The sequence below is a fragment of the Streptomyces sp. BE303 genome (assembly GCF_036290945.1).
Lineage (GTDB): Bacteria > Actinomycetota > Actinomycetes > Streptomycetales > Streptomycetaceae > Kitasatospora.
In genome coordinates this window covers 1-22,324 of record NZ_JAQYWZ010000278.1, presented here as the reverse complement: position 1 = coordinate 22,324, position 22,324 = coordinate 1, and the positions used below count along the sequence as shown (strand labels likewise).

Here is a 22,324-nt window from a genome sequence, read left to right as displayed (position 1 = left end):
GCCAATCGGCGAACCATAGCTTCCTCGCCCGAATCACGGCTCTGCCGCGCCCGCAGCACCACCCCGAACCACCCACCCCTGACCGACCGAACCGTCCCTCCACCAGCACATATACCCATCCAAAGAGGAATCCAGCACTAGCCGACGCCTAGCCGCGGGGTCACGTCGTACCCTTGGGGCGGGGCGAGACGCGGAGCGGGTGAACGCGATGGATCGGAACGTCACCGATGGGCCGCCGCGGGTCATGATCTGCGGCGAGTGCCGTCAGCTGGACTGCTGGAATCCCACGTCTTTCTGCAGTTGGGACTGTTTCGACGCCCGGCCCCGCGACCCTGACAGCGTGCCGTACGCCCTCTCCCACTTCCTCGGTTTCGGGCGGTCCACCCCGCTCAATCACCCCCGCAACCCCTGACCGCGCCCGCCACCGGGGCGGTTCCGCCCGCCGTCTCGTTGGCGAGGGCGCTCGACGGGCACGGTCGAGCCGGGCACTCGAAGCCCGTCGTCGGCTCGTCGGCGCACGCACGACGCCCCCGCCGCTTCGCGGCGGGGGCCAGGAGACCGCTGTCAGAGGGTGTCGCGGTAGCCGCCGGTGGCGGTGCCGCGCTTCTCGATGAAGTGCTTGAACCGCTTGAGGTCGCCCTTCACCTGCCGGTCGAGCACCCCCATCAGGTCGGCGGCCTTCTCGGTCATGCCGCCGGGCTGGAAGTCCATCTCCATCATCACCCGGGTATGGGTGGCGTCGATCGGCTCGAAGCTGACCATGCCGGTCTGCTTCACGTCGCCGCTGGTGGTACGCCAGGCGACGTGGTCGTCGGGGACCTGGTCGACGATCTCGGTGTCGAACTCACGGGACACCCCGGCGATCTTCGTCTTCCAGTGGTTGTGCCGGTCGTCGATCTGGGTGATCTCCTCGACGCCGTCCATGAACATCGGGAACTCCTCGAACTGCGTCCACTGGTTGTACGCGGCGCTGATCGGCACGTCCACGTCGATCGATTCCTGCACCTTGCTCATCGCTGAACTCACCTTCGGATCGGTGTATCTCACGCGGTGGGCCGGGCACACACCTGCCCCGCCCACCGACCCTCATGTCGGGGGGTAGTACCGATTTCGCCCCCTGAAACGCCTCCCGGCAACCCGGCGAACCCACCTCGGACACGATCAGTGACCGCCGCATGGCGCAGGCAGGCCGCCCCGCAGCCCGCGCGGCGCGCCGCTGACGACCCCGCCGGACGGCAGGCGGTGTACAGCTGTCGGCACTCCGTCCCTACGGCGCTGTCGGGCGCGGACGGGGGGAACCGATGGCTCGCCGATGACCCGGCCACTGACCCGGTCGACGCGACCCAACCCGGCCCACGTCACCACACGTTGATCAGAGAAGCGGCCTGTGGATAGGGACCAACACGGACCGGGACGGTCTCGGTGCCTGCGATGTGAGGACGCCCCGGCACTACAACCGACCGGAGGGCCGTCCCTGCGGCGACCAGGGGGCCGGCACACTCGTCTGGAACCCCGCGTGCGGTGGCGCTGGATGTGCCACCCGAGTCCAGCCCGGACAGGCGCAAGCCCAATCCAGGTGCCTCTGGTGTCCAACATCCGGGGTCAGGCCCGTTCTCTCTCAGCTTGATGGTCGCCGCACTGGGCCGAACGTCTCCGCGAGCGCGTTCAGGCGCACCGCTACTGACGTACGGAAGAACGGCTCCGGCTCGCGCCAGGTGACGCCGAGCAGCCGTGTGATTCTGTCGAGCCGTTGCAGGATGGTGTTGGTATGCGTTCCCATCAGCCGTGCCGTGCGGGCGGGGCTCGCGTTGCACTCCATGAACCGGTGAAGGGTGGACAGCAGGTCTGTTCCGCGCTCGGCATCCCAGCATCGGACTGGGCCGATCGTTCGGTCGATGAACTGTCTTACGGCGGTGGGGTCGTGGGCGAACATGGCGGTGTACGGGAGGTAGTTATCGGCTTCCACCGCAGCGCCTCGGATGCCCAGGGCGGCGAGCACCCGGCAGCAGTCCCGGGCTGCGGAGAAGCGGACGCTGAGGTCGTTGAGCGTGGCGGCCGGGCGTGCGGCCACCGTCAGCACCTGGTCGGTGTCGGTTTCGGCGCACACGATGTTGCGGACTGTCGTCGCGGCACGCTGCGGGTCGGTCTCCGACAGGACGAGCGTCACGATGCCGTCGACCTCGCCGGCCACACCGGCAGGTGCGGCCGCTGCCTGCGCGGCCCTCAGCGTCGCACGGCGCTGATCGGGTTCCACCGTCACGACAACGACCGTACGCATGTCGTCCGGGTTCAGTCGGCGGGCTCGCAGCCGAGCGGGCAGGTTCTGGTGACGACGGATGTCGGTGCTGACCAGGTCTGCGAGGAGCTCGCCGCGCACTCGGTCTTCGGCGTAGAGGACCGCGTCCTGTTTGAGGGTGAGCAGCGCGGTGATCTGCGCGGCGCGCTCGATCGTGTGTTGCTCCATCGCTCCGAGGGTCATCGCGTCGGCACCGATGAGCAGGGCGCCGAGAACCATCTCGCCGGCGAGTACGGCGGCGGCCGCGTGGAAGTCCTGTTCCGGCGGTGTCAGCAGAGTGCAGCGTCCGGAGCGCCGGCTGTCTGCGATCGCCGATCGGACAGCGGGCGTGTCGATCACCGTGGCCGCGGGGCGCTCATGGGACGAGGCGAGCACGGTGTGGTTCTCGTCGATGATGACGACCGGACGTTGCAGTGCCGCGCTCAGGGTCCGCGCGACATCGGTGGTTCCGCCTCCGCGCAGTACTGCAGCGGTCAGTTCCTCATGCATCTGGCCGGCTCGTTCCATCGCCTCAACGTGTTCGGTCAGCGCGGCGTTCGTGCGCTGTGTCTCGTTGGCGGCGTCCCGGGTTCGGTTGAGCAGACGAGCCGATTGCAGGACGACGGCGACGTTGTCGGCGAACGCCGACAACAGGGCCACCTCCTCCGGGGAGAAGGCATGCTCAACTCGGTTGGCGGCGAAGAGTACGCCCAGTACGTGGTCGCTGGCGATGAGCGGGACTCCGAGGATGGAGACGAGGCCTTCGGCGCGGACGGCGCTGTCGATGTTGTCGGCGTGAGGCACATCGTGCAGGTCCTCGTAGCGTGAGGTCCAGTGGGGAGCGCGGGACTCGACGATCTTGCCGGCCAGGCCGATCTCGGGCGGGACCCTCAGGTGATGGAAGGACGGGGCGACCGCTCCCGCGGTGGAACGGACCCGCAGTTCGCGCGAGGTCTCGTCGAACTCCGACAGGTAGGTGACATCGGTTCCGGCGAGGCTGTGTGCGCGCCGTACGAGCCGGTTGATCAACGAATCCACATCGTGAAGCTCGGCGAGGTCCCGTGCGCTGGAGAACAGCGCGGACAGTTCCTGTCCGCGCCGCTGCAACCGGACCATCGCGCCTTGGATCTCCCGGACTCGCTGGCTCACTTGCGTGACCGCGGCGGCGTCGAGCCGCTCACAGAGCAGCGCGGCCACGGCGTCCCGGTCTTCCGGTCGGCCTTTTGCAGCGAGATCGAGCAGCGCCAGGACGGAATGCACCGAAATGCCGGGCTGCCGCGATGCTTCGGCGTCCCGCGGTACCGGACCGGTTGGCGGGGTGGTGGCCGCGGCGCCGTTCGATGCGTCCGTCGGCGGCGGAGAAGCCTTCATGCGTGCCATCCTGTGCGAATCGTCCACCAGGAATCGGCATTATGAGTGCTCATCGTACGTATGGGCCACCACAGAGGACATTTAGAGTCGCTCTTGTAACAGCGGCGTCATCCACGGGATACCCACTGGACGCACATTCCACGGCGCGACGGCCTCTGGACGGCCGGTGCCTCCCCCTCGCAACCCGGTAACCGAGCCATGTACGCCGGTGCACGACGGACCCGGGCCCGCCGCGAGAGCGTCGCTGTCCGCCCCCCTTCCTCCCTGTGTCCCACCATTCCCGTCCCTACGAGCCGCTTGCTCACCCCGTTGGGACCTGTCAGATCCGTTGAAGTGGAAGAGAACCCATGACAGTCAACAGCCGGCTTCCCGGTATGAGGGACCTGCCGATCCGAGAGCGCCGTGTCCGCGTCGCACAGGCGACCGCAGTGGAACCGAAGAGCCTGGACGTGCTCGATCCCGAGCGCGGACTGACCATCGAGCAGGCCGACCACATGGTCGAGAACGCGATCGGCGTCCTGGGCATCCCGCTGGGCGTGGCGACCAACTTCATCGTCAACGGCCGCGACCATCTGGTCCCGATGGCCACCGAGGAGCCGTCGGTGATCGCCGCCGCCAGCAACGCTGCCCGGATCGCGCGCATCACCGGCGGATTCGTCACCTCAGTCACCGAACCGCTCATGCGGGCCCAGATCCAGCTCCTCGATGTCGCTGATCCGCACGCAGCCCGGCTGCGGCTGCTCGAAGCCCGTGGCGAAGTCATCGCGCTGGCCAACGAGCAGGACCCCCGGCTCGTCCACGTCGGCGGGGGTGTCCGCGACGTGATCGTGCAGCTGGTCGAGACTCCGGCCGGCACGTACGTGGTGCTGCACCTGATCGTGGACGTGCGCGACGCGATGGGTGCCAACACGGTCAACACCATGGCCGAGGCGATCGCCGACCGGGTCGCCGAGATCGCCCGCGGCCGGGCACTGCTGAGGATCCTCAGCAACAAGGCCGACCTGCGCCGGTGCCGGGCGCGTGCCGTCTTCGACGCCGCCGCGCTCGGGGGAGGCGAGGTGGTCGACAACATCCTGCATGCGGCAGCCCTGGCCGTCGCCGACCCGTACCGGGCCGCCACCCACAACAAGGGCATCCTCAACGGCATCACCGCCGTCGTCCTGGCCACCGGAAACGACACCCGCGCCGTCGAGGCCGGAGCCCACTCGCACGCGATCGACCGACACGGCAGGTACACGTCTCTCTCGCACTACGAGAAGGACACCGACGGCAACCTCGTCGGCACCCTGGAACTGCCTCTCGCCGTCGGTCTCGTCGGCGGGGCCACCAAAGTACACCCGGTCGCGCGGGCCGCCGTGGCGATGCTCGGCGTCACCACGGCCGGCGAACTCGGCGAAATCATCACCGCCGTCGGCCTGGCCCAGAACCTCGCCGCGCTGCGCGCCCTCGCCACCGAGGGCATCCAGCGCGGACACATGTCCCTGCACGCCCGCAACATCGCCATCACCGCCGGCGCGACCCCCGACGAGCTGCCCCTCGTCGTCGACCGGTTGACCGGCGACCGACTCGTACGCGGCGAACACGCCGAACAGGTGCTCGCCGAGCTGCGGGCCGACCGAGAGGCAGGCATCCGATGAACCACACCGGCCCACCCCCCTCCCACCAGGAGGACCCGGTCTACGTCGAGGTGTGGAACGACACCGTCGACCCGCGCCACCTCTCCGCGTCGCTGCTGCTGGGAATCGCGTTCGGACTCCCGCTCTTCCTTCTCACACGCGCTCTTCTGCGCGGCCGACTGGACACCGCCGCCCTCGCGGACGGCTACGCCCTGCTCGTGGGACTGGCCGCCTGCGTGGCGGCGGGCGCCGTGTGCGTACGCCTGTTCCCGCCCAAGCGCCGCTTCACCAACGACGCCGAGGCGTCCTCAGCACTGCGACGCGCCGCCCTGGCCGAATCGGCCCGGGACTCCGACACCACGACGCCCGACCGGCTGCCCGCAGCCGTACGGGCCGAGCTGACCGAGCTCGGCCTGCTGGATCCCGACGCGGCGCACGATGCCGCGACAGAGCCTGTGGAAGGGACTGAATCACGATGATCACCGACCTGCTCTGGGCCCTGGCCATGGGCCTGACCGGCGCCCTCGTCTTCGCGGGGATAGGCCTAGTCTCCGGCACCGACGAGACCTCGACGCTCGGCCCCCTCACCCTGCTGGTGGTACTGCTCGGCGTCCCACCCGCCGGTGTGATCACCTTCTTTCTCGCGAGCGCGATCGCCAAGCACATGACCCACGCGATCCCGACCACGCTGCTGGGCATCCCCGGCGACACGACCGCCGTGGCACTCCTGGACGACGCGTGGGCGATGCGACGCATCGGCGCCCCGCACGTCGCCCTGCGCAAGGCCCTGGCCGGCGGACTGCTCTCCGCCGCAATCGCCGTCCCGATCGCGGTCGGCGTGGCCTCACTGCTCGCCCCGTTCGCCGAGCCCGTGAAGGAGATCGTGCCGTACGTGTTCGTGGCGGTCGCCCTCGTCGTCGCGTACTTCTCGCCAGGCCGGTGGGCCGCCATCGCGGGGCTGGCTCCGTTCACGCTCGTCATCGCCGCGCTGAGCCGCTTCGCCAAGGACGTGCTGGACAAGCCGCTGAGCATCAGCTTCTTCCTAGGCATCGCGATCGGGCCGCTGGTCATCGACCTGCTCATCGCCGCCTCCCGCTCCGGCCGCGGCGCACTGCCGCGCAGCGCGGGCAAGGAATTCTCCCTGGCTCCAGAAGCCGTTGCCCCACCCGGATGGTTCCCCAATCCGTTCAAGGTGCTGACGCGCGGACAGACCGCCGTGACCGGGGCGATCGCAGCGGTGACGTCGACGACGTTCATGCTCAGCCCGGTCGCCACCGCCGTGATGGCAGGTGAAGCCGTCGGCTCACGCATCAAGCACCCCTACCAGCGTCTGAGTACGCTTATGGCGGTCAAGAACGGCACGACGGAGTCGACGTACATCGCCGAGACGCTGATCCCCCTGATCGCCTTCGGCCTGCCGCTCAGTCCCGTCGCCGCAGGCCCTGCCGCCGCGCTGTTCAACGCTCCCCCGGTCTTCACCGTCAAAGGCCAGGTGCACAACCTGCACACCCTGCTGACCTCCTGGCAATTCCTGGTCTTCGGCCTGCTCGCCGTTGCCATCGTCGCGACCGTCATCTATCCGCTGGCCATGCGCCACGCCCGCCCCACCAGCGCATGGGTAGCCCGTCGCATCAGCCACGAGGCGCTCATCGGGGCGTTCGCCGGACTGATCTGCGTGGTGGCCTGGTACGAAGGCGGCGTTCTTGGGCTGCTCGTCACCGTCAGCGTCGGCGCACTGGCGGGAGCATTCCACCGCCTGCTCGGTATGACCTCCGGCGCCCAGTACATGGCCTTCTACGTGGCCACCCTCTCCGTCCCCCTCCTCATCAGCTGACGCCGTGACCACCCGGACTCGGAACACGCTGCCTCGCATCACCCGCGGACACGGGCTGCCGGAAAAGGTCCGCATCTACGAGGTGGGCCCTCGCGACGGCCTCCAGTCGGAGGCCGCCCGCGTCCCCACCGCCGTCAAGGCCGAGTTCATCCGGCGGCTCGCCGGTGCGGGCCTGACCGTCATCGAGGCCACCAGCTTCGTGTCCCCGCGGTGGATACCCCAACTCGACGACGCACACGAGGTGCTTGCCGCCGTGGGAGCACTCGGGGGCATCCGGCTCCCGGTACTGGTCCCCAACGACCGCGGCCTGGACCGCGCGTTGGCCGCCGGCGCCCAGGAGATCGCCGTCGTCGCCAGCGCAACCGAATCCTTCTCGAAGAACAACCTGGGTCGGTCCGTGGATGGCGCGCTGGCAATGCTCGAGCCCGTCATCCACCGGGCCCGCGCCGCGAACCTGCCGGTGCGTGGCTACGTTTCCATGTGCTTCGGCGACCCCTGGGAGGGAGAAGTCCACCCGCGGCAAGCCGCCACGGTCGCCTACCGGCTGGTCGACATGGGCTGCACCAGCTTGTCCCTGGGCGACACCATCGGCGTGGCGACCCCCGGACACGTCCTGGAACTGCTGGAGGCAATCCATGCGTTCGACATAGCCGGCGAGCGGATCGCCCTGCACTTCCACGACACCTACGGACAGGCGCTCGCCAACGTGCACGCCGCGCTGACCGCGGGCATCACCGAGTTCGACAGCTCCGCCGGAGGCATCGGCGGATGCCCGTACGCACGCGGTGCGACCGGCAACCTCGCCACCGAGGACCTGCTGTGGATGCTCACCGGCCTCGGCATCGACACCGGGGTCGACCTGTCGGCCCTGGCTGCCATCAGCCGGTGGATGGCCGAGCACCTCGGCCGCCCGAGCCCTTCCCGCGTTGTGACCGCCCTCGCCAACCGGGCGCCTGCCACGACGGACCGCGCCGTCCCGGTGGACGGAGACTGATCCCCGTCTGAACTTCCGCCTTGGAGCCCGCCGCCAAACACGCCCTGAGCGCCACGGGGATCGGATGCGGCTTCGGGGACGGTCCGACCGTCGGTCTCACCGTGCGGATCCTGGCGTGGGTCGCCATGGCAGCCGGCGATCGCGGCGGGGCCCGGTGCTCACCGGCGTGTTCCTGGGTGTCCAGCGGAAGACAGGCCTGACCGACCATGTCCCGGTCGTATGCGACGACACCACCGATCGGCTGAGGGCCGCAGCCACGACCTCCTGTCGTATGAGGCCTACGCTGCCGCCGGCTTCGACGGCCTGCGCGAGAGATCGCGTCGACCCAAGACCAGTCCGACTCGGCTGCCCGCCACCGTGGAGGCCCTGGCCTGCGAGGGTTGTCGTCGGGTAGTGACGGTTCATGATCCCTGCGGTATCCCGTTGTGTGAGGCATCCGGAGGGTGAGGGCCTGACCGCTGAGCGTCGGGCATTCCGCGCATGGTTTCGCGGACGAGCGGTGCACGCCGGCCCGGGTGCAGAGCGTGATCCACCGACGGCTGCGGCTCAGTCTCTCGGTCCCGGGTAGCCACGGCCCCACCCGGCGCAGCGCGTCGATCACCGGCCCGTGCGGCAGGGCTGGCGGAGGGGATGGCAGCCCATGATCTGCACGCGAAGGCCCGGCCCACCGAGCTGATCGCCGACGCCTCGGCGATCAGCTCGGTGGGGTGCGAACCCCGCTTCCCCCGGTTCCGTCGGGCACCACCACCGGTGGGTAGATCTTGACGCTCCCGCTGAACCTCTGACATCTTGGCAAAAGTTGCTTAACGTTAGTTGATTAAAGTCATTTTCAAGCAGAATCCATGCTTTTTCATGCGTCCTTCCAGCCAGAGCGGCGACGGCAAGGGCTTGTGGTCCTGGCCCCGGCCCCGATCACGCTCGCCGACGTGGCCCACGACCCGGTGGTGGAGGGACCGGCCCACACCGGGCGTGTTCACGGCGGTGGCGGTCACCACCGCCACCGGCGCTCCACCGCGACGGCCACACCCGCCCGGCCGACGGGAACGAGTTCCGCCGCAACAGAACCGGCGGACGCACCGCCATAGCGCCTCGCTGCCCCCTGACCTCGAACCCCGGCACCCGTGTCGACTGCTGAAAGTGACGGACATGCGCCTGTTCCCCAGACCTCCCCAGACCTCCTTGGGCACCGCGGCTCCGGTCGTGCGCACTCCTGGATCGGCCCAGGGCCCCACGCGGCACGGCCGGTTACCCGGGACGATTCGCGGCGCGCATCTAGACCAGGTGGGCGTGTCGCACACGGGTTCCGCTTGTCCCTGCTCCACGGCCCGGGCTCGTGGCCTCCGCTCGTCGACTCAGTCGCGGGAAGGACGGCCGTGAAGGCCAGGAACGTGCGGCCCGCAGGTGCGGCTGCCGTGTTGGCCGCCGCGATGGCGTTCGGTTCAGGCTCCGTCCAGGCTGCCGCGTCGACCCCGAAGGCGGCGTACGACGGCCTGTCCAACAGCCTGACGAGCTACCAGCTCGCACCCGGAGTCATCATGAACGTTGGGTCCGCCGACGACCCGTCGCCCAACCCGTCGCAGGTGCACGGCGTCCTGGGCATGCCGTCGGGGCCCGGCCCTCACCCGGTCGTCCTCGTTCTGCACGGCGCCCATCCCGTATGCGTGTGGCCAGGCGTGACGCCGGGGACAGCCCGGCATCCGGTCACCGCTCGATGGCCGCTGGTGTGCGCACCGCCGGGTACGAGGAAGGCTGACAGTCCCGGGTTCGGTCCGTCCTACATGCGCCTTGACACAGGCCTGTCCCACGTGGTGGAGGCATTGGCGCGTGAGGGGTTCGTCGCGGTTTCCGTCGACGTGGTGAGCGCCCAGGCCGCCTGGGCGGGTGAGCCCGACTCGGGCAGGGGCTATAGCCAGCTGATCGACGCGCACCTCGGACTGCTGGCCGACCTGAACAGGGGTGTCATGCACGGCCTGCGGATCCCCGGAGTGAAGGGGCGGATCGACACGGGCAGGGTCGGGCTGGTCGGACACAGCCGCGGGGGCGGATACGTCCTGTCCGGTGCGGCGGCCGCACGGCCGGGGCTGTTCGCCGTCGTCGCCGTCGAACCGGAACTCAGCGACACGGCCGCGCACACGGTCCCGGTCCTCACCATCCGCGGTACCTGCGACGAGGACACCGGCCCCGCCGCCGGCCAGGACTGGATGAAGGAACTGGCCATGTCGCACTCCACCAGGGTCGCCGTCGACGCCGTTCTTGCGGGCGGGGGCCATGCGATGCTCAACACCAACCTCGACCCGGCCCTCGCCGCCGCAGCACAGGCCTGCCCCGGTGGCGCGGTCGCCGACCCGGCGGCCGCGCGCGACCAGGTCGGCCAACTCGGCGCGGCATTCATGGCCCAGGCCCTCCGCAAGGCAACCCACTACACCCTGCCGACCGTGGACGGCCAGATCACCGGCCGCAACCTCGTCGAGAACGGCCCCGCCGCCACCTTCCGCCCGGCTGGCGGCGCCGGCTACACCGACCCGCTCGCCATCCGCACCACCACCTCCGGGAACCGGCTGCTGCCCGCTGTCCCCAAGGGGCTCAAGATCAACAGGACCGGCGACATGGGAGCGGTTGAAGGCGGGCCGCCGACGTGACAGATCGAGGCCGCCCGGCTGCGGACCGAGGGCGAGCGCCGCCGCCGCGTGGCCGGGTGCCCCACCGGCGGGAGAGCGCCTCGATCAGCGCGACTCGGGCCCCAGGGTGGCGCCGGAGCTGACCCAGGAGGTCTTCTCGCACGGTTTCACCACGAAGGCCGCCCAGGAGGGCGAGCGCGGCATCGGACCGGCGCTCACCCGGTTCGTCTGCCAGCGACGCGGCGGCGAGGTCGCGGTGACCAACACCGCCGACGGCGCCATGTTCACCGCGCGGATGTCCGTCGGCAGCGCCGTCCGTACGGCACCGGAAGGCCCCCCGATGATCGACGTCCTGGTCGTCGACGACGACTTCATGGTGGCCGGCATCCACCTGGCCTTCGTCGACCGCGTCGCCGACGACGACTTCGTCAAGTCTTTCCGGGTCGTCGGTACGGCGAACACCGGCGAGCAGACGATCGCGGCGGTCGCCGAGCTGCTCCCCGACCTGGCCCTCCTCGACCTCTACCTCCCGGGCATGTTCGGCCTGGACGTCATCCCCCGGCTGCGGGCCGCCGGGCACGACTGCGACGTCATGGTGATCAGCGGTGCCGGGAGCGCCGGGTCCGCCGAGGACAGGTATAGGGGCAGGTAATTCCACGCTGCCCCGGACGGCCCAACCGGGCGAGACTCAACTGCGCCCCCACGCTCGGGCACTGTGCACGGGCCCGGCGAAACCCTCGTCGGTTCCCTGTCAGGCCCGCAGTTCCCCGTCTCCCCCCGACCCACCACTTATCGAGGTGAAATGACTGACAGTCGCATAGCCGTCAGGACGGGCCGCCCGTTGGCGTCCGTACTGACGCTGCTGGCGCTCGTCGCCGCGCTCCTGGGGGGATCCCTCGCGTCGTCGCCACCGGCCGCCGCTGCGGATCACAGGATCGCCTGGCGCTACTACCACACGGACAGTCCATCCGTTCGTGCGACCAACTATCAACAAATGATCACCAGCCTGCGAGCCACAGCCAGTTCCTATCGTGGCTCCGTGCAGCGCACGGGGCAGGGCAACATCGCGCTCGTCGTCACCTTTGGCGACGACGAACACCTTAATCTCTTCTTCAGCGCAGAGAACATGTACCTCATTGGATTCGAATCCTGGGGTTCGAACACTCCCGCATACGCATTCCGCGAATCCATCGAGCGGGTCCGCCAGCTCACCGGCGGGCGCCCGGTGATCGCGCTGCCCATGGGATCCGACTATCCCGCCCTGGAACGAACGGCAGGCGTGGGCCGCGGTGAACTGCGCTACGGCTCCGAGTCGATGCTTATGGCACTGACCGGCCTTCGCGCCTACCAGGGCGGCGCGACCGGTGTCACCAATCCGCAGCTCGCCCGCGCCGCCCTCCAGGTCGCCGCGATGACTGCCGAAGCTGCGCGCTTCCATCACATTTCGGAGTTCATGGGCAATCAGGTGGGCGCGCCGTCCCCAGGGAATCCGCTGCCCGCCGACTACCTCGTGGAGGAGAACAACTGGGGCCGGCTCTCCAACTACGCAGCCCGCCTGAGTCAGGACCCCACCCACGAATCGGAGGTGATCGGCCCACGGCGCTACAGCTCCTTCCAGGACGTCTCACTGGTGCTGGCGATAGCCCTTTCGAGCGCCATCGACCGCACCTGCAAACGGTCGGTACAGTCGCCGACCACGATCGGGGGTGGTTCCCTCGGAGGAGAGCTGTCCGACAGTCCGACGGCGGTCAGCCAGGCACCGAACAGTCTTGACGTCTTCGTCCGAGGCTCGGACGGCCATCTGTACAACAAGCACTACAACGGCGTGTCCTGGCACGACTACCTCGATCTCGGTGCACCGACTGGCGGCGGGATCGTCGGAATCCCCGCGGCGGCGTCGCCGGAGAACGGTCGCCTCGACGTGTTCGTCCGCGGATCGGACAACGCGCTCTGGCACAAGTGGTACGTCAACGACACCTGGTCCGCGTGGGAATCCCTCGGCGGATCCCTGGCCGACAGTCCGACGGTGATCAGCCGGGGGCCCGGGAACCTCGACGTCGTGATCCGGGCAACCGACCAGGGCGTGCGGGTGAAGAGCTGGCAGTCCGGAAGTCCCTGGACGGACTGGACGGTCCTCGGCGGCAGTCTGCGCGGCGTGCCCGCGGTGGTGTCGCCGGAGAACGGACGCCTCGACGTGTTCGCCCGAGGATCGGACAACGCGATCTGGCAGAACAAGTACGTCAGCGGCGCCTGGTCCGGCTGGCAGTCCCTCGGCGGTTGGCTGACCACCGATCCTGTAGCGGTGCCCCTGGAGCACGGAGGGGTGGAGGTGTTCGCCCGCGGATTGGACAACGCGCTCTGGCACAAGTGGGCCGTCAACGGCACCTCGTCCAGTTGGTTGTCCTTCGGCGGCTCCCTGGCCGACCGTCCGACGGCGGTCACTCAGGCACCCGGCAGTATCGACGTCTTCGTCCAGGGCTCGGGCAGAGACCTGCGGGCGAAGAGCTGGGCGACCGGCAGGGCCTGGACGGACTGGCGGAGCTTCGCCGGCGATCTGCGCGGTGTACCCGCGGTGGTGTCGCCGGAGAACGGGCGCCTCGACGTGTTCGTCCGCGGGTCGGACAACGCGCTCTGGCACACGTCGTACGTCGAGAACAGCACGACGGGATGCGGCCGGCTGCAGCACGACGAGCTGTGATGCCACGTCAGCCCCGGCGATGAACCGGTGACCGTTTCGACCGGTCGTCAGAGCTGAACAGGGCTGGAGCGCCCGGCGGTCGTGACGACCGCCGGGCGCTTCGCCGTTGGCGTCCCGGAACCAACCGTCCGATGGAGCCTGTCCGGCGGTGCGCGGCGGTGTCGCCTCGAATGACGTCGGCCAGGTCGCGCGCCACCGCCGGCGGGCACCGCACTGTTTGACGGCCCCGGAGTTCCGGTCTCCAGGCAACTGGTCCGTCTGCTCCTTCGCTGTCGGTCGGCCCCTTTCCCGTCTGCTCCACCGTCTACCCGAAGTGCGGTGTGTACATGGCTGCGGGTGGTGCGGTGGTGTTGACGGGGGTGGTGAGGATGGATCCTGCGAGGGCGGGGTTGGTGGTGAGGCCGTGTCGGGCGGTGGTGATGAGGAGGGTGCCGGTGGGGGTGAGGCAGACGGAGGTGGGTTGGGGGGTGGGGAGGTGGATGCGGTTGGTGAGGGTGCCGTCGGGGTGGTAGCGGTGGATGGCGGAGCCGCCCCAGAGGGCGACCCAGAGGTGGTGGTCGTGGTCGACGGTCATGCCGTCGGGGGCGCCGGCGTGGCCGGTGCGGGTGAACTTCTCGCGGTGGGTGATGGTGCCGTGGGTGTCGAGGGTGCAGCGGTGGATGGTGCGGGTGGCGCTGTCGGCGAGGTAGAGGGTGTGGCCGTCGGGGGTGAAGGCGGGGCCGTTGACGATGGTGAGGCCGTCGAGGACGTGGTGGACGGTGCCGTCGTGGTCGGTGCGGTAGAGGTTGCCGGCGCCGGGGGTCGCGTCGTAGGCCATGCTGCCGGCCCAGAACCTGCCGTGGGGGTCGCAGACGCCGTCGTTCATGCGGACGGGGACCCGGGCGCGGTCCTCGGGGCGGGCGAGCCAGTCGGTGGTGCCGTCGGGTGCGATCAGGGCGATACCGGTGCCGGCGGCGGCGATCCAGTGTCCGGGGCGGCCGGCGACGGGGGCGACGGCGCCGAGGGGGACGGGCAGGCGCAGGAGTTCACGGGCGCGGACGGGGGCGGGGGTGGGTGCGGGTGCGGGGGTTTCGAGGAGGCGGCCGGTGAGGATGTCGGTGAAGACGAGGCGGTCGTCGACCCAGCGGGCGCCTTCGGCGAGTTCGTGGGTGCCGCGGGCGTGGACAGTGATGCGGGGGGCGGTGTCACGGATGGGGGGCATGGGGGTCCTCGGGGTCAGCGCAGGGTGGTGCCGGCGGGGGTGTCGAGGAGGGTGAGGTCGGTGCGGGTGGGCAGGCCTTCCCAGTCGCCGCGGGTGGCGACGGCGAACGCGGCGGTGGCGGTGGCGCGGTGCAGGCGCTGTTCGGCGGTGAGGCCGTCCAGGACAGCGGAGAGGTAGCCTGCGACGAAGGCGTCCCCGGCGCCGATCACGTCCACCACGGGCACCGACCGGGCCGGGGCGTGGTGGGTTCCGTCGCGGCCGGTGGTGACGCTTGCGCCGTCGCCGCCGCGGGTGATGACCACCTCGCGGGTGCCCTGGGCGAGGAGGGTGGCGAGGGTGTGCTGCTCGTCGAGGGCCGGGTCGGGGGCGAGGAGGTGGAGTTCGTCGGCGGAGGCGATGAGGATGTCGGCGTGGCGGGCCAGGGGCAGCAGGGTTTCGCGGGCCTGCTGGTGGGTCCACAGGCGGGCGCGGTGGTTGACGTCGAGGCTGACGGTGACGCCGAGTGCGCGGGCCCGGGTGGCGGCGGTGAGGACGGCCTGGGCGGCGGTGGGGCTGAGGGCGGGGGTGATGCCGGTGAGGTGGAGGATGCGGGTGCCGGCGGTAAGGGCGGTGAGGACGTCGTCGGGGTGGAGAGCGGACCCGGCGGAATGCCGGCGGTAGTAGTGGACGGTGGCGAGGTCACCGATGCCGTCCTCGCGCACCAGCAGACCCGTGGGCCGCCCCTGGGTGTCGGTGCGGGCGTGGGTGGTGTCGACGCCTTCGGCGCGCAGGGTGCGCAGGACGAGCGCGCCGAACGGGTCGTCGCCCACCCTGCCGACCCAGGAGGCACGGTGGCCGAGGCGGGCCAGGCCGATCGCGACGTTGGCCTCCGCGCCCGCGACGGACAGTTCCATGGGCGGGGCGAGCCTGATCGGGCCGGTGGCGCGCAGTACGGCCATCGCCTCCCCCACGGTCACCACATCGGGAACCGCGGTGCCGACCTCGGGGGCGGTGGGGATGGTGGTCATGCGGTCACCGCCCGGGTGAGGGCGGTGCGCCACTGCGCGGCGCGGGTGCGCAGCGCGGCCTGGTCGCCGCCGTCGGCGGCGTCGCCGACCAGGGGCGAGCCGGCTCCGACGGCGACGGCTCCGGCGGTGAGGTAGGCGAGGGCGGCGGTGGCGTCGATGCCGCCGACGGGCACGAACGGCACGTCCGGGAACGGGGCGCGTAGCGCGTTCAGGTAGGCGGGGCCGCCGAACAGGGCGGGGAAGAGCTTGACGGCGAGGGCGCCGTGAGCGGTCGCCGCGATGACCTCGCCGGGTGTCAAAGCCCCCATCAGCACCGGCAGTTCGGGCAGGCCTGCGACGAGGCCGGGGGTGACGAGGAAGGCGGCGCCCGCGTCGGCGGCCCGGGCGGCGTCCTCGACGCTCAGGACCGTCCCGGCGCCCAGCAGAGCGTCGGGGCCGAGCTCGCGGCGGGCCTGTTCGATCACCCACAGCGCGTCGGTGGTGGTCAGGGACACCTCGGCGGCCGTGATGCCCTCCTCGGCGAGGGTCAGCACGGTCCGCAGGGCGGCGTCACGATCCCGCCCCCGCACGATGGCGAGGGTGCGGAAGGGCAACTCGGTCAGATTCATGGGGCGCTCTCGTCACAGGGGAGGGGGTTCGGGTGGCGGTGATCTCGAGTTCCCAGCGCAGTTCGCCGTCGGCGGGGACGGTGGCGGCGTCGTCCTGTCCCGCCTCCGCGAGGTCGAAGACGGCTCCGAGCATGGGTTCGACGCCGATGCTGCGGTAGGGAGCGGCGGTGGGGTAGCCGTGGAGGTTGCGCCACAGAGCCACGGACAGGGGGACGTCGGCGTCGGTGCGCAGGGTCAGGCGGAGCGTGTCCGGTCCGTCGGTGACGGAGATGTCCGCGCAGTGGGTGAGGATGGCGCCCACGGCGGTGCCGTCGTCGGGGCCGAGCCGGTCCAGAGGCAGTCCGAGCGGTGCGGGCCAGTGCCCGGTGAGGTGGGGGGTGTCGTCGGGCCAGGGTTCGTCGATCAGGTGGGCGGCTTCGGGAAAGACCCGGGTGGCCGTTCCCACGGGCGCGGTGAGGTGGGCGCCGGGGGTCACGTCGAGCAGCGCGTGGGCCGCCCAGAGAAAGCGGTACCCGGGATTCGCCGACAGGTGGTAGGAGGCGGACAGTGCCCCCGCCGGGTTACGCCGCAGACTGCGACGCAGGACGAAGTCGGGGTGGTCGAGGACGTCGGCGTCGGCGTCGCGCTGCCAGGGCCGGGACCAGGCGTCGCCGTGGTCGGGGTTGCCGCGGATGGTGGGGACGCATTCCTCCAGGCCGCCGGCGTCGACGAACGGATCGCCGGGCCGGACGGTGTCACGGGCGGGGGCGCGGCGGTGCCAGAGCCATTCGCGTCCGCCGCCCCGAAGGCTGGTCCACCGTCCGCCGTGGTCCGGGTCAGTGGTGGCGGTGAGGGGGATGTGGGTCACCATTCCGCGAACGATCCGTCGTCGTGGTGCCAGAGGGGGTTGCGCCAGCGGTGCCCGGTCTCGGCGGCGCGGCGTACGGCGTCCTCGTCGATCTCGATGCCCAGGCCGGGGCCGGTGGGAAGCTTCGCGTACCCGTCGGTGAAGCGGAACGGCTCGGTGTCGACCAGGTAGTCGAGGAGTTCGTTGCCGCGATTGTAGTGGATGCCCAGGCTCTGTTCCTGGATGAGGAAGTTCGGTATCGCGAAGCCGAGCTGGAGGCTCGCGGCGAGCGCGATCGGGCCGAGGGGGCAGTGGGGGGCCATCGCGACGTCGTGGGCCTCGGCGAGGGCGGCGATGCGGCGGACCTCGGAGATGCCGCCCGCGTGCGAGACGTCGGGCTGGGCGACGGCGATGCCGGTGGGCAGGACGTCGCGGAAGTCGGCACGGGAGTAGAGCCGTTCGCCGCAGGCGAGGGGCACGGTGGTGGAGTCGACGAGCCGGCGCAGGTCGCGGGCGTGTTCGGGCAGAACGGGCTCCTCCACGAACAGGGGGTGCAGCGGTTCCAGCAGAGGCAGGACGCGGCGGGACATGGCGGTCGACATCCGGCCGTGGAAGTCGATGGCGACGTCATGGTGGTCGCCGATGGCGTCGCGTACCGCGGCGACCCGGTCGACGACGGCCTTGGTCTGGGCGGGCGTGTCGATGGGCCGCATCTGCGCGGAGCCGTTCATCTTGACGGCGGTGAATCCGGCCTCGACCTGTTCGCGGGCGAGTTCCGCGACGTGGGCGGGGCTGTCGCCGCCGATCCACGCGTACATCCGCAGCCGGTCCCGGACGGGTCCGCCGAGCAGCTGGTGGACGGGGGCGCCGTAGGCCTTGCCCTTGATGTCCCACAGGGCCTGGTCGATGCCGGCGACGGCGCTGGACAGGATCGGGCCGCCACGGTAGAAGCCACCCTTGGTGAGCACCTGCCAGTGGTGCTCGATCCGCAGCGGGTCCTCGCCGACGAGGTGGTCGGCGAGTTCGTGGACGGCGGCGCGGACGGTGGCGGCGCGGCCCTCGACGACGGGTTCGCCCCAACCGGTGACGCCTTCGTCGGTGGCGATCTTCAGGAACAGCCAGCGCGGGGCGACGGGGAATGTCTCCAGTGAGATGATCTTCATTCGGATGTCCCCTGGTCCGGTGCGTGTATCAGGTCGAGGTCGGCGGTGGCCTGCGCGAGCAGGTGTTGTACGGCGTGTTCGGCGGCCTGCGGGTCGCGGGCGCGGACGGCGTCCATCACGGCACGGTGGGCGGGCACGGGGTCGGCCCAGTGCTCAGCGCTGTGGACAAGGTGGTCGCGAACCCGCAGACCGGCCTCGATCACCACCTCCATGCGGGTCAGTAGCTCGTTGTGGGCCGCGGCCAGCAGGGCGCGGTGGAACGCGAGGTCCGCCTCCACGGCGGCGTGAGTGTCGTCGCCGGCCGCGGCCATCCGTTCCAGGGCGTCGGCGAGGTCGGCGAGGTCGGCCTCCTCACGGCGCTGGGCGGCGAGGCGGGCGGCGGCAGGCTCCATGATCGAGCGGACCTCGCCCAGGTTGGCCAGGAAGCCCTTGTCGGGGACACCGGTGCCCTGCCAGCGCAGCAGGTCGGCGTCCAGGAGGTTCCAGTCCGCGCGGGGCCGAACGAAGGTGCCGCGCTTCTGCCGTGATTCGATGAGGCCCTTAGACGCCAGGACCCGCAACGCCTCGCGCAGGACCGTCTTGCTGACCCCGATCTCCTGCTCCAGCTGGTCCGGGTGCAGGAGTGAGCCGGGTGCGTGGGTGCCGCTGACGATCCGCCCGCCGATGATGTCGATGATCTGTTGGTGCAGGTTGCGGGTCGGCGGGTTCATGCGGGGCTCTTCTCGGCTTGGCTGTTCGGGTGTGCGGGACGGCCCGGAAGGCTCGTCGTGGTCTGGGTCATGAGGAGGCCTTGACGATCGACCAGCCCCCGTCTACGACGAGAGTGGTGCCGGTGACGTAGGAGGCGTCGGGCGAGGCGAGGAAGGCGACCGCGGCCGCCACCTCCTCGGGGGTGCCGAACCGCTTGGCGACCGTCTCGGCCACGCTGTCGGCCCGGCCCACCAGGTCCACGCGGTCCCACGCCGCCGTCATGATCGGCCCCGGCACGACGGTGTTGACCCGCACCCGCGGCCCGTACTCGACGGCCAGTTGGCGGCCTAGGGAGCACAGTGCGCCCTTGGCGGCGGCGTAGGCGGGATGGCCGGGAAGCCCCACCAGCGCGTGGACGGACGACGTGAGCACCACCGAGCCGCCGCTGTCGCGCAGCGTCTCGGCGAAGGCGCGGACCCCGAGCCACGCTGCCTTCAAGGTGACATCGAGCTGGCCGTCCCACTGAGCCTCCGTCAGCTCGTGGGCGGGTTTGACGACCACCGCGTACGCGTTGCTGTGCAGCACGTCCAGCCGCCCGTAACGTTCGCGCACGTGCGCCGCGAGTTCGTCCCACATGGCGGCGGAGGTCACGTCGCCGTGCCGGTACTCCGCCCGCCCGCCCTGCGCCGTGATATCGGCGGCCAGCGCCAGACCTGCGGTGTCGGCGATATCGACGATCACCACCGCCGCGCCCTCCGCGGCAAGGCGCCGCGTGGTCGCGGCCCCGATTCCGGCGGCGGCGCCGGTGATCACTGCCACCTTGCCGTCGAAGCGGCGGCACATCTGCTCTGTCATGCGCTGAAGGTACAGCCACGCATTAATTATGCAAAGACCTTGACACAGGCAATCTCGCAGCCCCAGGATCAGCGCCCAAGACGGATCGGAAACGGGCCGGAAACAGCGTCGCCGTCCTCCGAAACGCCTTCGAAAACCTCGGTACACGCAACGCGTCGTCGAGGCTCCCCGCGCCGGGGCAGGACCCCGGCCAGCCGAAGCCCCGACCGGACCCCGGCATCCGTACGGCCACACAGACGGCTGTTCGCGGAGCCGCCCGGGTCAGCTCACCAGCGATAAGGCCCCGGTCAGTCCCACCGGCAGGCGCACACCACCCCCACACCTCCCCTCCTCCGAGCAGACCGCTCGTCCCCCCATGGAGTCCGTCATGTTCACCACCCCGCACCGCCGCGCCGCGGCCGCCACCGGTCTTCTGCTCACGCTCGCGGTGAGTACCGCGTGTTCGACCGGGCAGCAGTCCACCTCGTCCTCCGGTGCCGGTGCCTCGGTGGCGCCGGTGAGCGGAAAGATCTCGATGACCTACCTGCAGAAGCAGGGCGACCAGGAGTACTTCGTCGGTGAGGCTGCCGGCGCGAAGGCGAAGGCCGCGGAGCTCGGCGTGGACCTGAAGGTGGTGAACCTGGGCAACGACGCGAACAAGACCGTCAGCGAGGTCCAGTCCGCGATCGCGCAGAAGTCCAACGGCCTGATCATCGTCGTCCCCGACCCCGCGGTGGGCCCCCAAGTCGTCCAGGCCGCGAAGGACGCCAAGGTCGCCCTGCTCACCTCCGACGACCAGATCTGCACCAACGGCCCCGACCCGTCCGTCTGTGCCAAGGACAATCTTGTCCCGCGGATCGGGTTCTCCGGCGCCCAGATGGGCGGGGAGGTCGGCAAGCGCGCCGCCGAGGAGTTCAAGAAGGCCGGCTGGAACCCCGCCGAGACCCGGACCATCTCGGCGTGGAAGCAGGACGTCACCGTCTGCACGGACCGGGTGAACGCGGCGAAGGAGGCGTTCGCCGCGGGCGCGAGCGCGGGTGTGCAGAACATCGACGTCGCCACCGACAACACGCCCACCGGCGCGCAGGACAAGATCGCCGCCACCGTCACCGCCAACCCCGGCGTCAAGAACTGGGTCGTCTGGGGCTGCAACGACGAGAACGTCCAGGGCGGCGTCACCGCGCTGGAGAACGCCGGCTTCAAGGCCGACCACGTCATCGGCGTCGGCCTCGGCGCCTACCTCGCCTGCAAGAACTGGAACAGCGGCAAGCCCACCGGCATGCGCGCCGCCCTGTTCATCAACGGCAAGGACGTCGGGGCCCTGGCCGTCCAGACCCTCTACGACAACCTCAAGAACGGCAAGGCCATGCCCGCCGAGGCCTTCGCCCCCACCACCATGGTCGACGCCACCACCTTCAAGACCAGCGGTGCCACCTGCAACTGAGCCCCGCCCCGCACCACCACCGGACCGTCCGCGGCCTGCCCCCGCAGGCCGCGGACACCCCGGGGGCGGCCCCGCCGGACGTCCTGCCGGACACACCGGCGGGGACGCCCCCACCCCGCGGCCGAAAGGTGCCACCCGGTACCCCCGGCCCGCCACGGCACCACCCGGCGCCCGGCCCGGCGCCGACCGCACCACCGGAGGCACCCGTGCCCGACTCGCCCGGCCCCACCACCGGCCACACCCACCCCGGTGCGGCGTCCTGCACGCCGGTCCGCATCAGCCCCCTCGACCACTGGACGAGCCCGGACACGACGCCCTGCTGGATGGTCACCCTCCACACCCGCAAACCAGACGGCTGCTGCGGAACCCACAGCTTCGTCCAGTGGGCGCCCACCCGCACCCAGGCCGTCACCGCCGCCGCCGTGCGCGCCCAGAGTCCCACGGCAATACGCCACCGCCGCGGCGCCCACCTCGACCTCCCCAGCCCGGACTGACAGATCCGACGCGAACGTCCGCACCGCGTCCACGGACCCGCTCCACGGCAAGCAGACGCCGTCACGTACAGCCCGTTCCCCGCGAACAGGGCGAACAGCGGGCCGCCGGGATACCACCCGGCCACCACCGCCGGTGGTCACCACTGAGCGCTCTGTCAGACCGGCGGCAGAGGCCGCAGTCAGTCCCTGGCCGCCCCTCCCGAGCAGCCCCGGCCGGTCGTCCCCCCGCCTGCCGGGGCCCCTCTCCCCTCCTCCGTCCGTGCCGATGTCTTCGAGGTGAACGACACCATGACCCGACCCCGCCCCACACCAGCCGATCCGCCGCCCGTCCCTGCGGTCACCGGCAGCGCCGGTGTTCACCAGGTCACCAAGCGGTTCGGCGCGGTACGGGCCCTCGGCGGAGTCACCCTCGACTTCCCCGCCGGTCAGGTCACCGCCCTCATGGGCGAGAACGGCGCGGGCAAGTCCACCCTCCTCAAGATCCTTACCGGCGACCACCAGCCCACCGAGGGCCACGTCGTCCTCGACGGCGAGCGGGTGGACCTGGCCTCACCCGCCCAGGCCCGAACCGCCGGGATCCGCATCATCCCCCAGGAACCCGAGATCATCCCCCACGTCTCCGTCGCCGAGAACGTCTACGCCGGCTCCCTC

Annotated in this window: 18 protein-coding genes and 2 pseudogenes; 11 read left to right on the top strand and 9 right to left on the bottom strand. The window is 70.7% G+C overall.

The window, feature by feature from the left end; translation table 11 throughout:
* Positions 1-564: 564 nt before the first annotated feature.
* The gene (locus PUR56_RS02255) at positions 565-1,014 is read right to left on the bottom strand and encodes an SRPBCC family protein (RefSeq protein WP_329879896.1); all 450 of its coding nucleotides are present in this window, start codon (positions 1,012-1,014) and stop codon (positions 565-567) included.
* Positions 1,015-1,618: 604 nt separating this feature from the next.
* Positions 1,619-3,655, bottom strand: a complete 2,037-nt coding sequence (locus tag PUR56_RS02250) for a helix-turn-helix domain-containing protein (RefSeq protein ID WP_329947620.1) — start codon at positions 3,653-3,655, stop codon at positions 1,619-1,621.
* Positions 3,656-3,993: 338 nt separating this feature from the next.
* Between PUR56_RS02250 and PUR56_RS02245 the strand changes: the two genes are divergently transcribed.
* From PUR56_RS02245 to PUR56_RS02210, 8 genes and pseudogenes are all read left to right on the top strand, one after another.
* Positions 3,994-5,283, top strand: coding sequence for a hydroxymethylglutaryl-CoA reductase, degradative (locus PUR56_RS02245; protein WP_329947619.1), 1,290 nt, complete (start codon positions 3,994-3,996; stop codon positions 5,281-5,283).
* Complete coding sequence (locus tag PUR56_RS02240) at positions 5,280-5,741, top strand: hypothetical protein (RefSeq protein WP_329879892.1); 462 nt, start codon at positions 5,280-5,282, stop codon at positions 5,739-5,741. Before PUR56_RS02245 ends, PUR56_RS02240 begins: the two co-directional genes overlap by 4 nt.
* On the top strand, positions 5,738-7,096 hold the full coding sequence (locus PUR56_RS02235; RefSeq protein WP_329879891.1) for a tripartite tricarboxylate transporter permease: 1,359 nt from the start codon (positions 5,738-5,740) through the stop codon (positions 7,094-7,096). The genes PUR56_RS02240 and PUR56_RS02235 overlap by 4 nt, the downstream gene beginning before the upstream one ends.
* A 4-nt stretch (positions 7,097-7,100) precedes the next feature.
* Positions 7,101-8,090 carry a hydroxymethylglutaryl-CoA lyase gene (locus PUR56_RS02230; RefSeq protein ID WP_329879890.1) on the top strand — a complete coding sequence of 330 codons (990 nt, stop codon included), beginning with the start codon at positions 7,101-7,103 and terminating at the stop codon, positions 8,088-8,090.
* A 1,778-nt stretch (positions 8,091-9,868) separates the two neighbouring features.
* Positions 9,869-10,729, top strand: coding sequence for a poly(ethylene terephthalate) hydrolase family protein (locus PUR56_RS02225; protein ID WP_329947618.1), 861 nt, complete (start codon positions 9,869-9,871; stop codon positions 10,727-10,729).
* Positions 10,730-10,817: 88 nt separating this feature from the next.
* Positions 10,818-11,042 (top strand): annotated as a pseudogene (locus PUR56_RS02220) (sensor histidine kinase); the annotation flags it as partial.
* A gap of 6 nt (positions 11,043-11,048) precedes the next feature.
* Positions 11,049-11,351 (top strand): annotated as a pseudogene (locus PUR56_RS02215) (response regulator); the annotation flags it as partial.
* Positions 11,352-11,549: 198 nt separating this feature from the next.
* Positions 11,550-13,406 (top strand): ribosome-inactivating family protein, encoded by a 1,857-nt coding sequence (locus tag PUR56_RS02210; RefSeq protein ID WP_329879887.1) that lies wholly within the window; start codon positions 11,550-11,552, stop codon positions 13,404-13,406.
* 304 nt (positions 13,407-13,710) lie between these two features.
* Here the strand turns inward: PUR56_RS02210 and PUR56_RS02205 are convergent, their stop codons facing one another.
* The 7 genes from PUR56_RS02205 to PUR56_RS02175 form a co-directional block, all read right to left on the bottom strand.
* Positions 13,711-14,607: an SMP-30/gluconolactonase/LRE family protein gene (locus PUR56_RS02205; protein WP_329879886.1), complete on the bottom strand. Its 897-nt coding sequence runs from the start codon at positions 14,605-14,607 to the stop codon at positions 13,711-13,713.
* Between the two features lie 14 nt (positions 14,608-14,621).
* Entirely contained in the window at positions 14,622-15,614 is a 993-nt protein-coding gene (locus PUR56_RS02200) for a sugar kinase (RefSeq protein ID WP_329947617.1), read from the bottom strand.
* Positions 15,611-16,222 carry a bifunctional 4-hydroxy-2-oxoglutarate aldolase/2-dehydro-3-deoxy-phosphogluconate aldolase gene (locus tag PUR56_RS02195; protein ID WP_329947616.1) on the bottom strand — a complete coding sequence of 204 codons (612 nt, stop codon included), beginning with the start codon at positions 16,220-16,222 and terminating at the stop codon, positions 15,611-15,613. Before PUR56_RS02195 ends, PUR56_RS02200 begins: the two co-directional genes overlap by 4 nt.
* The gene (locus tag PUR56_RS02190; protein WP_329947615.1) at positions 16,164-17,072 is read right to left on the bottom strand and encodes a hypothetical protein; all 909 of its coding nucleotides are present in this window, start codon (positions 17,070-17,072) and stop codon (positions 16,164-16,166) included. Before PUR56_RS02190 ends, PUR56_RS02195 begins: the two co-directional genes overlap by 59 nt.
* Positions 17,066-18,211 carry a galactonate dehydratase gene (gene dgoD, locus PUR56_RS02185; RefSeq protein ID WP_329947614.1) on the bottom strand — a complete coding sequence of 382 codons (1,146 nt, stop codon included), beginning with the start codon at positions 18,209-18,211 and terminating at the stop codon, positions 17,066-17,068. Before dgoD ends, PUR56_RS02190 begins: the two co-directional genes overlap by 7 nt.
* Positions 18,208-18,921 (bottom strand): FadR/GntR family transcriptional regulator, encoded by a 714-nt coding sequence (locus PUR56_RS02180; protein WP_329881406.1) that lies wholly within the window; start codon positions 18,919-18,921, stop codon positions 18,208-18,210. Before PUR56_RS02180 ends, dgoD begins: the two co-directional genes overlap by 4 nt.
* A 67-nt stretch (positions 18,922-18,988) precedes the next feature.
* Positions 18,989-19,756, bottom strand: coding sequence for an SDR family NAD(P)-dependent oxidoreductase (locus tag PUR56_RS02175; RefSeq protein ID WP_329947613.1), 768 nt, complete (start codon positions 19,754-19,756; stop codon positions 18,989-18,991).
* A gap of 367 nt (positions 19,757-20,123) precedes the next feature.
* On the opposite strand from PUR56_RS02175, the gene PUR56_RS02170 reads away from it, so the two are divergent.
* From PUR56_RS02170 to PUR56_RS02160, 3 genes are all read left to right on the top strand, one after another.
* Positions 20,124-21,179, top strand: coding sequence for a substrate-binding domain-containing protein (locus PUR56_RS02170; protein WP_329947612.1), 1,056 nt, complete (start codon positions 20,124-20,126; stop codon positions 21,177-21,179).
* Between the two features lie 206 nt (positions 21,180-21,385).
* On the top strand, positions 21,386-21,673 hold the full coding sequence (locus PUR56_RS02165; RefSeq protein WP_329947611.1) for a hypothetical protein: 288 nt from the start codon (positions 21,386-21,388) through the stop codon (positions 21,671-21,673).
* 288 nt (positions 21,674-21,961) lie between these two features.
* Positions 21,962-22,324 (top strand): ATP-binding cassette domain-containing protein (locus PUR56_RS02160; RefSeq protein ID WP_329947610.1); only part of this gene is annotated, 363 nt, incomplete at its 3' end.

Bases quoted from the DNA above. Each gene is read 5' to 3' on its own strand.
- PUR56_RS02180 (WP_329881406.1), bottom strand. From the start codon at position 18,921: ATGAACCCGCCGACCCGCAACCTGCACCAACAGATCATCGACATCATC.
- PUR56_RS02175 (WP_329947613.1), bottom strand. From the start codon at position 19,756: ATGACAGAGCAGATGTGCCGCCGCTTCGACGGCAAGGTGGCAGTGATC.
- PUR56_RS02235 (WP_329879891.1), top strand. From the start codon at position 5,738: ATGATCACCGACCTGCTCTGGGCCCTGGCCATGGGCCTGACCGGCGCC.
- PUR56_RS02195 (WP_329947616.1), bottom strand. From the start codon at position 16,222: ATGAATCTGACCGAGTTGCCCTTCCGCACCCTCGCCATCGTGCGGGGG.
- PUR56_RS02205 (WP_329879886.1), bottom strand. From the start codon at position 14,607: ATGCCCCCCATCCGTGACACCGCCCCCCGCATCACTGTCCACGCCCGC.
- PUR56_RS02240 (WP_329879892.1), top strand. From the start codon at position 5,280: ATGAACCACACCGGCCCACCCCCCTCCCACCAGGAGGACCCGGTCTAC.
- PUR56_RS02170 (WP_329947612.1), top strand. From the start codon at position 20,124: ATGTTCACCACCCCGCACCGCCGCGCCGCGGCCGCCACCGGTCTTCTG.
- PUR56_RS02250 (WP_329947620.1), bottom strand. From the start codon at position 3,655: ATGGCACGCATGAAGGCTTCTCCGCCGCCGACGGACGCATCGAACGGC.
- dgoD (WP_329947614.1), bottom strand. From the start codon at position 18,211: ATGAAGATCATCTCACTGGAGACATTCCCCGTCGCCCCGCGCTGGCTG.
- PUR56_RS02190 (WP_329947615.1), bottom strand. From the start codon at position 17,072: ATGGTGACCCACATCCCCCTCACCGCCACCACTGACCCGGACCACGGC.
- PUR56_RS02255 (WP_329879896.1), bottom strand. From the start codon at position 1,014: ATGAGCAAGGTGCAGGAATCGATCGACGTGGACGTGCCGATCAGCGCC.
- PUR56_RS02245 (WP_329947619.1), top strand. From the start codon at position 3,994: ATGACAGTCAACAGCCGGCTTCCCGGTATGAGGGACCTGCCGATCCGA.
- PUR56_RS02200 (WP_329947617.1), bottom strand. From the start codon at position 15,614: ATGACCACCATCCCCACCGCCCCCGAGGTCGGCACCGCGGTTCCCGAT.
- PUR56_RS02225 (WP_329947618.1), top strand. From the start codon at position 9,869: ATGCGCCTTGACACAGGCCTGTCCCACGTGGTGGAGGCATTGGCGCGT.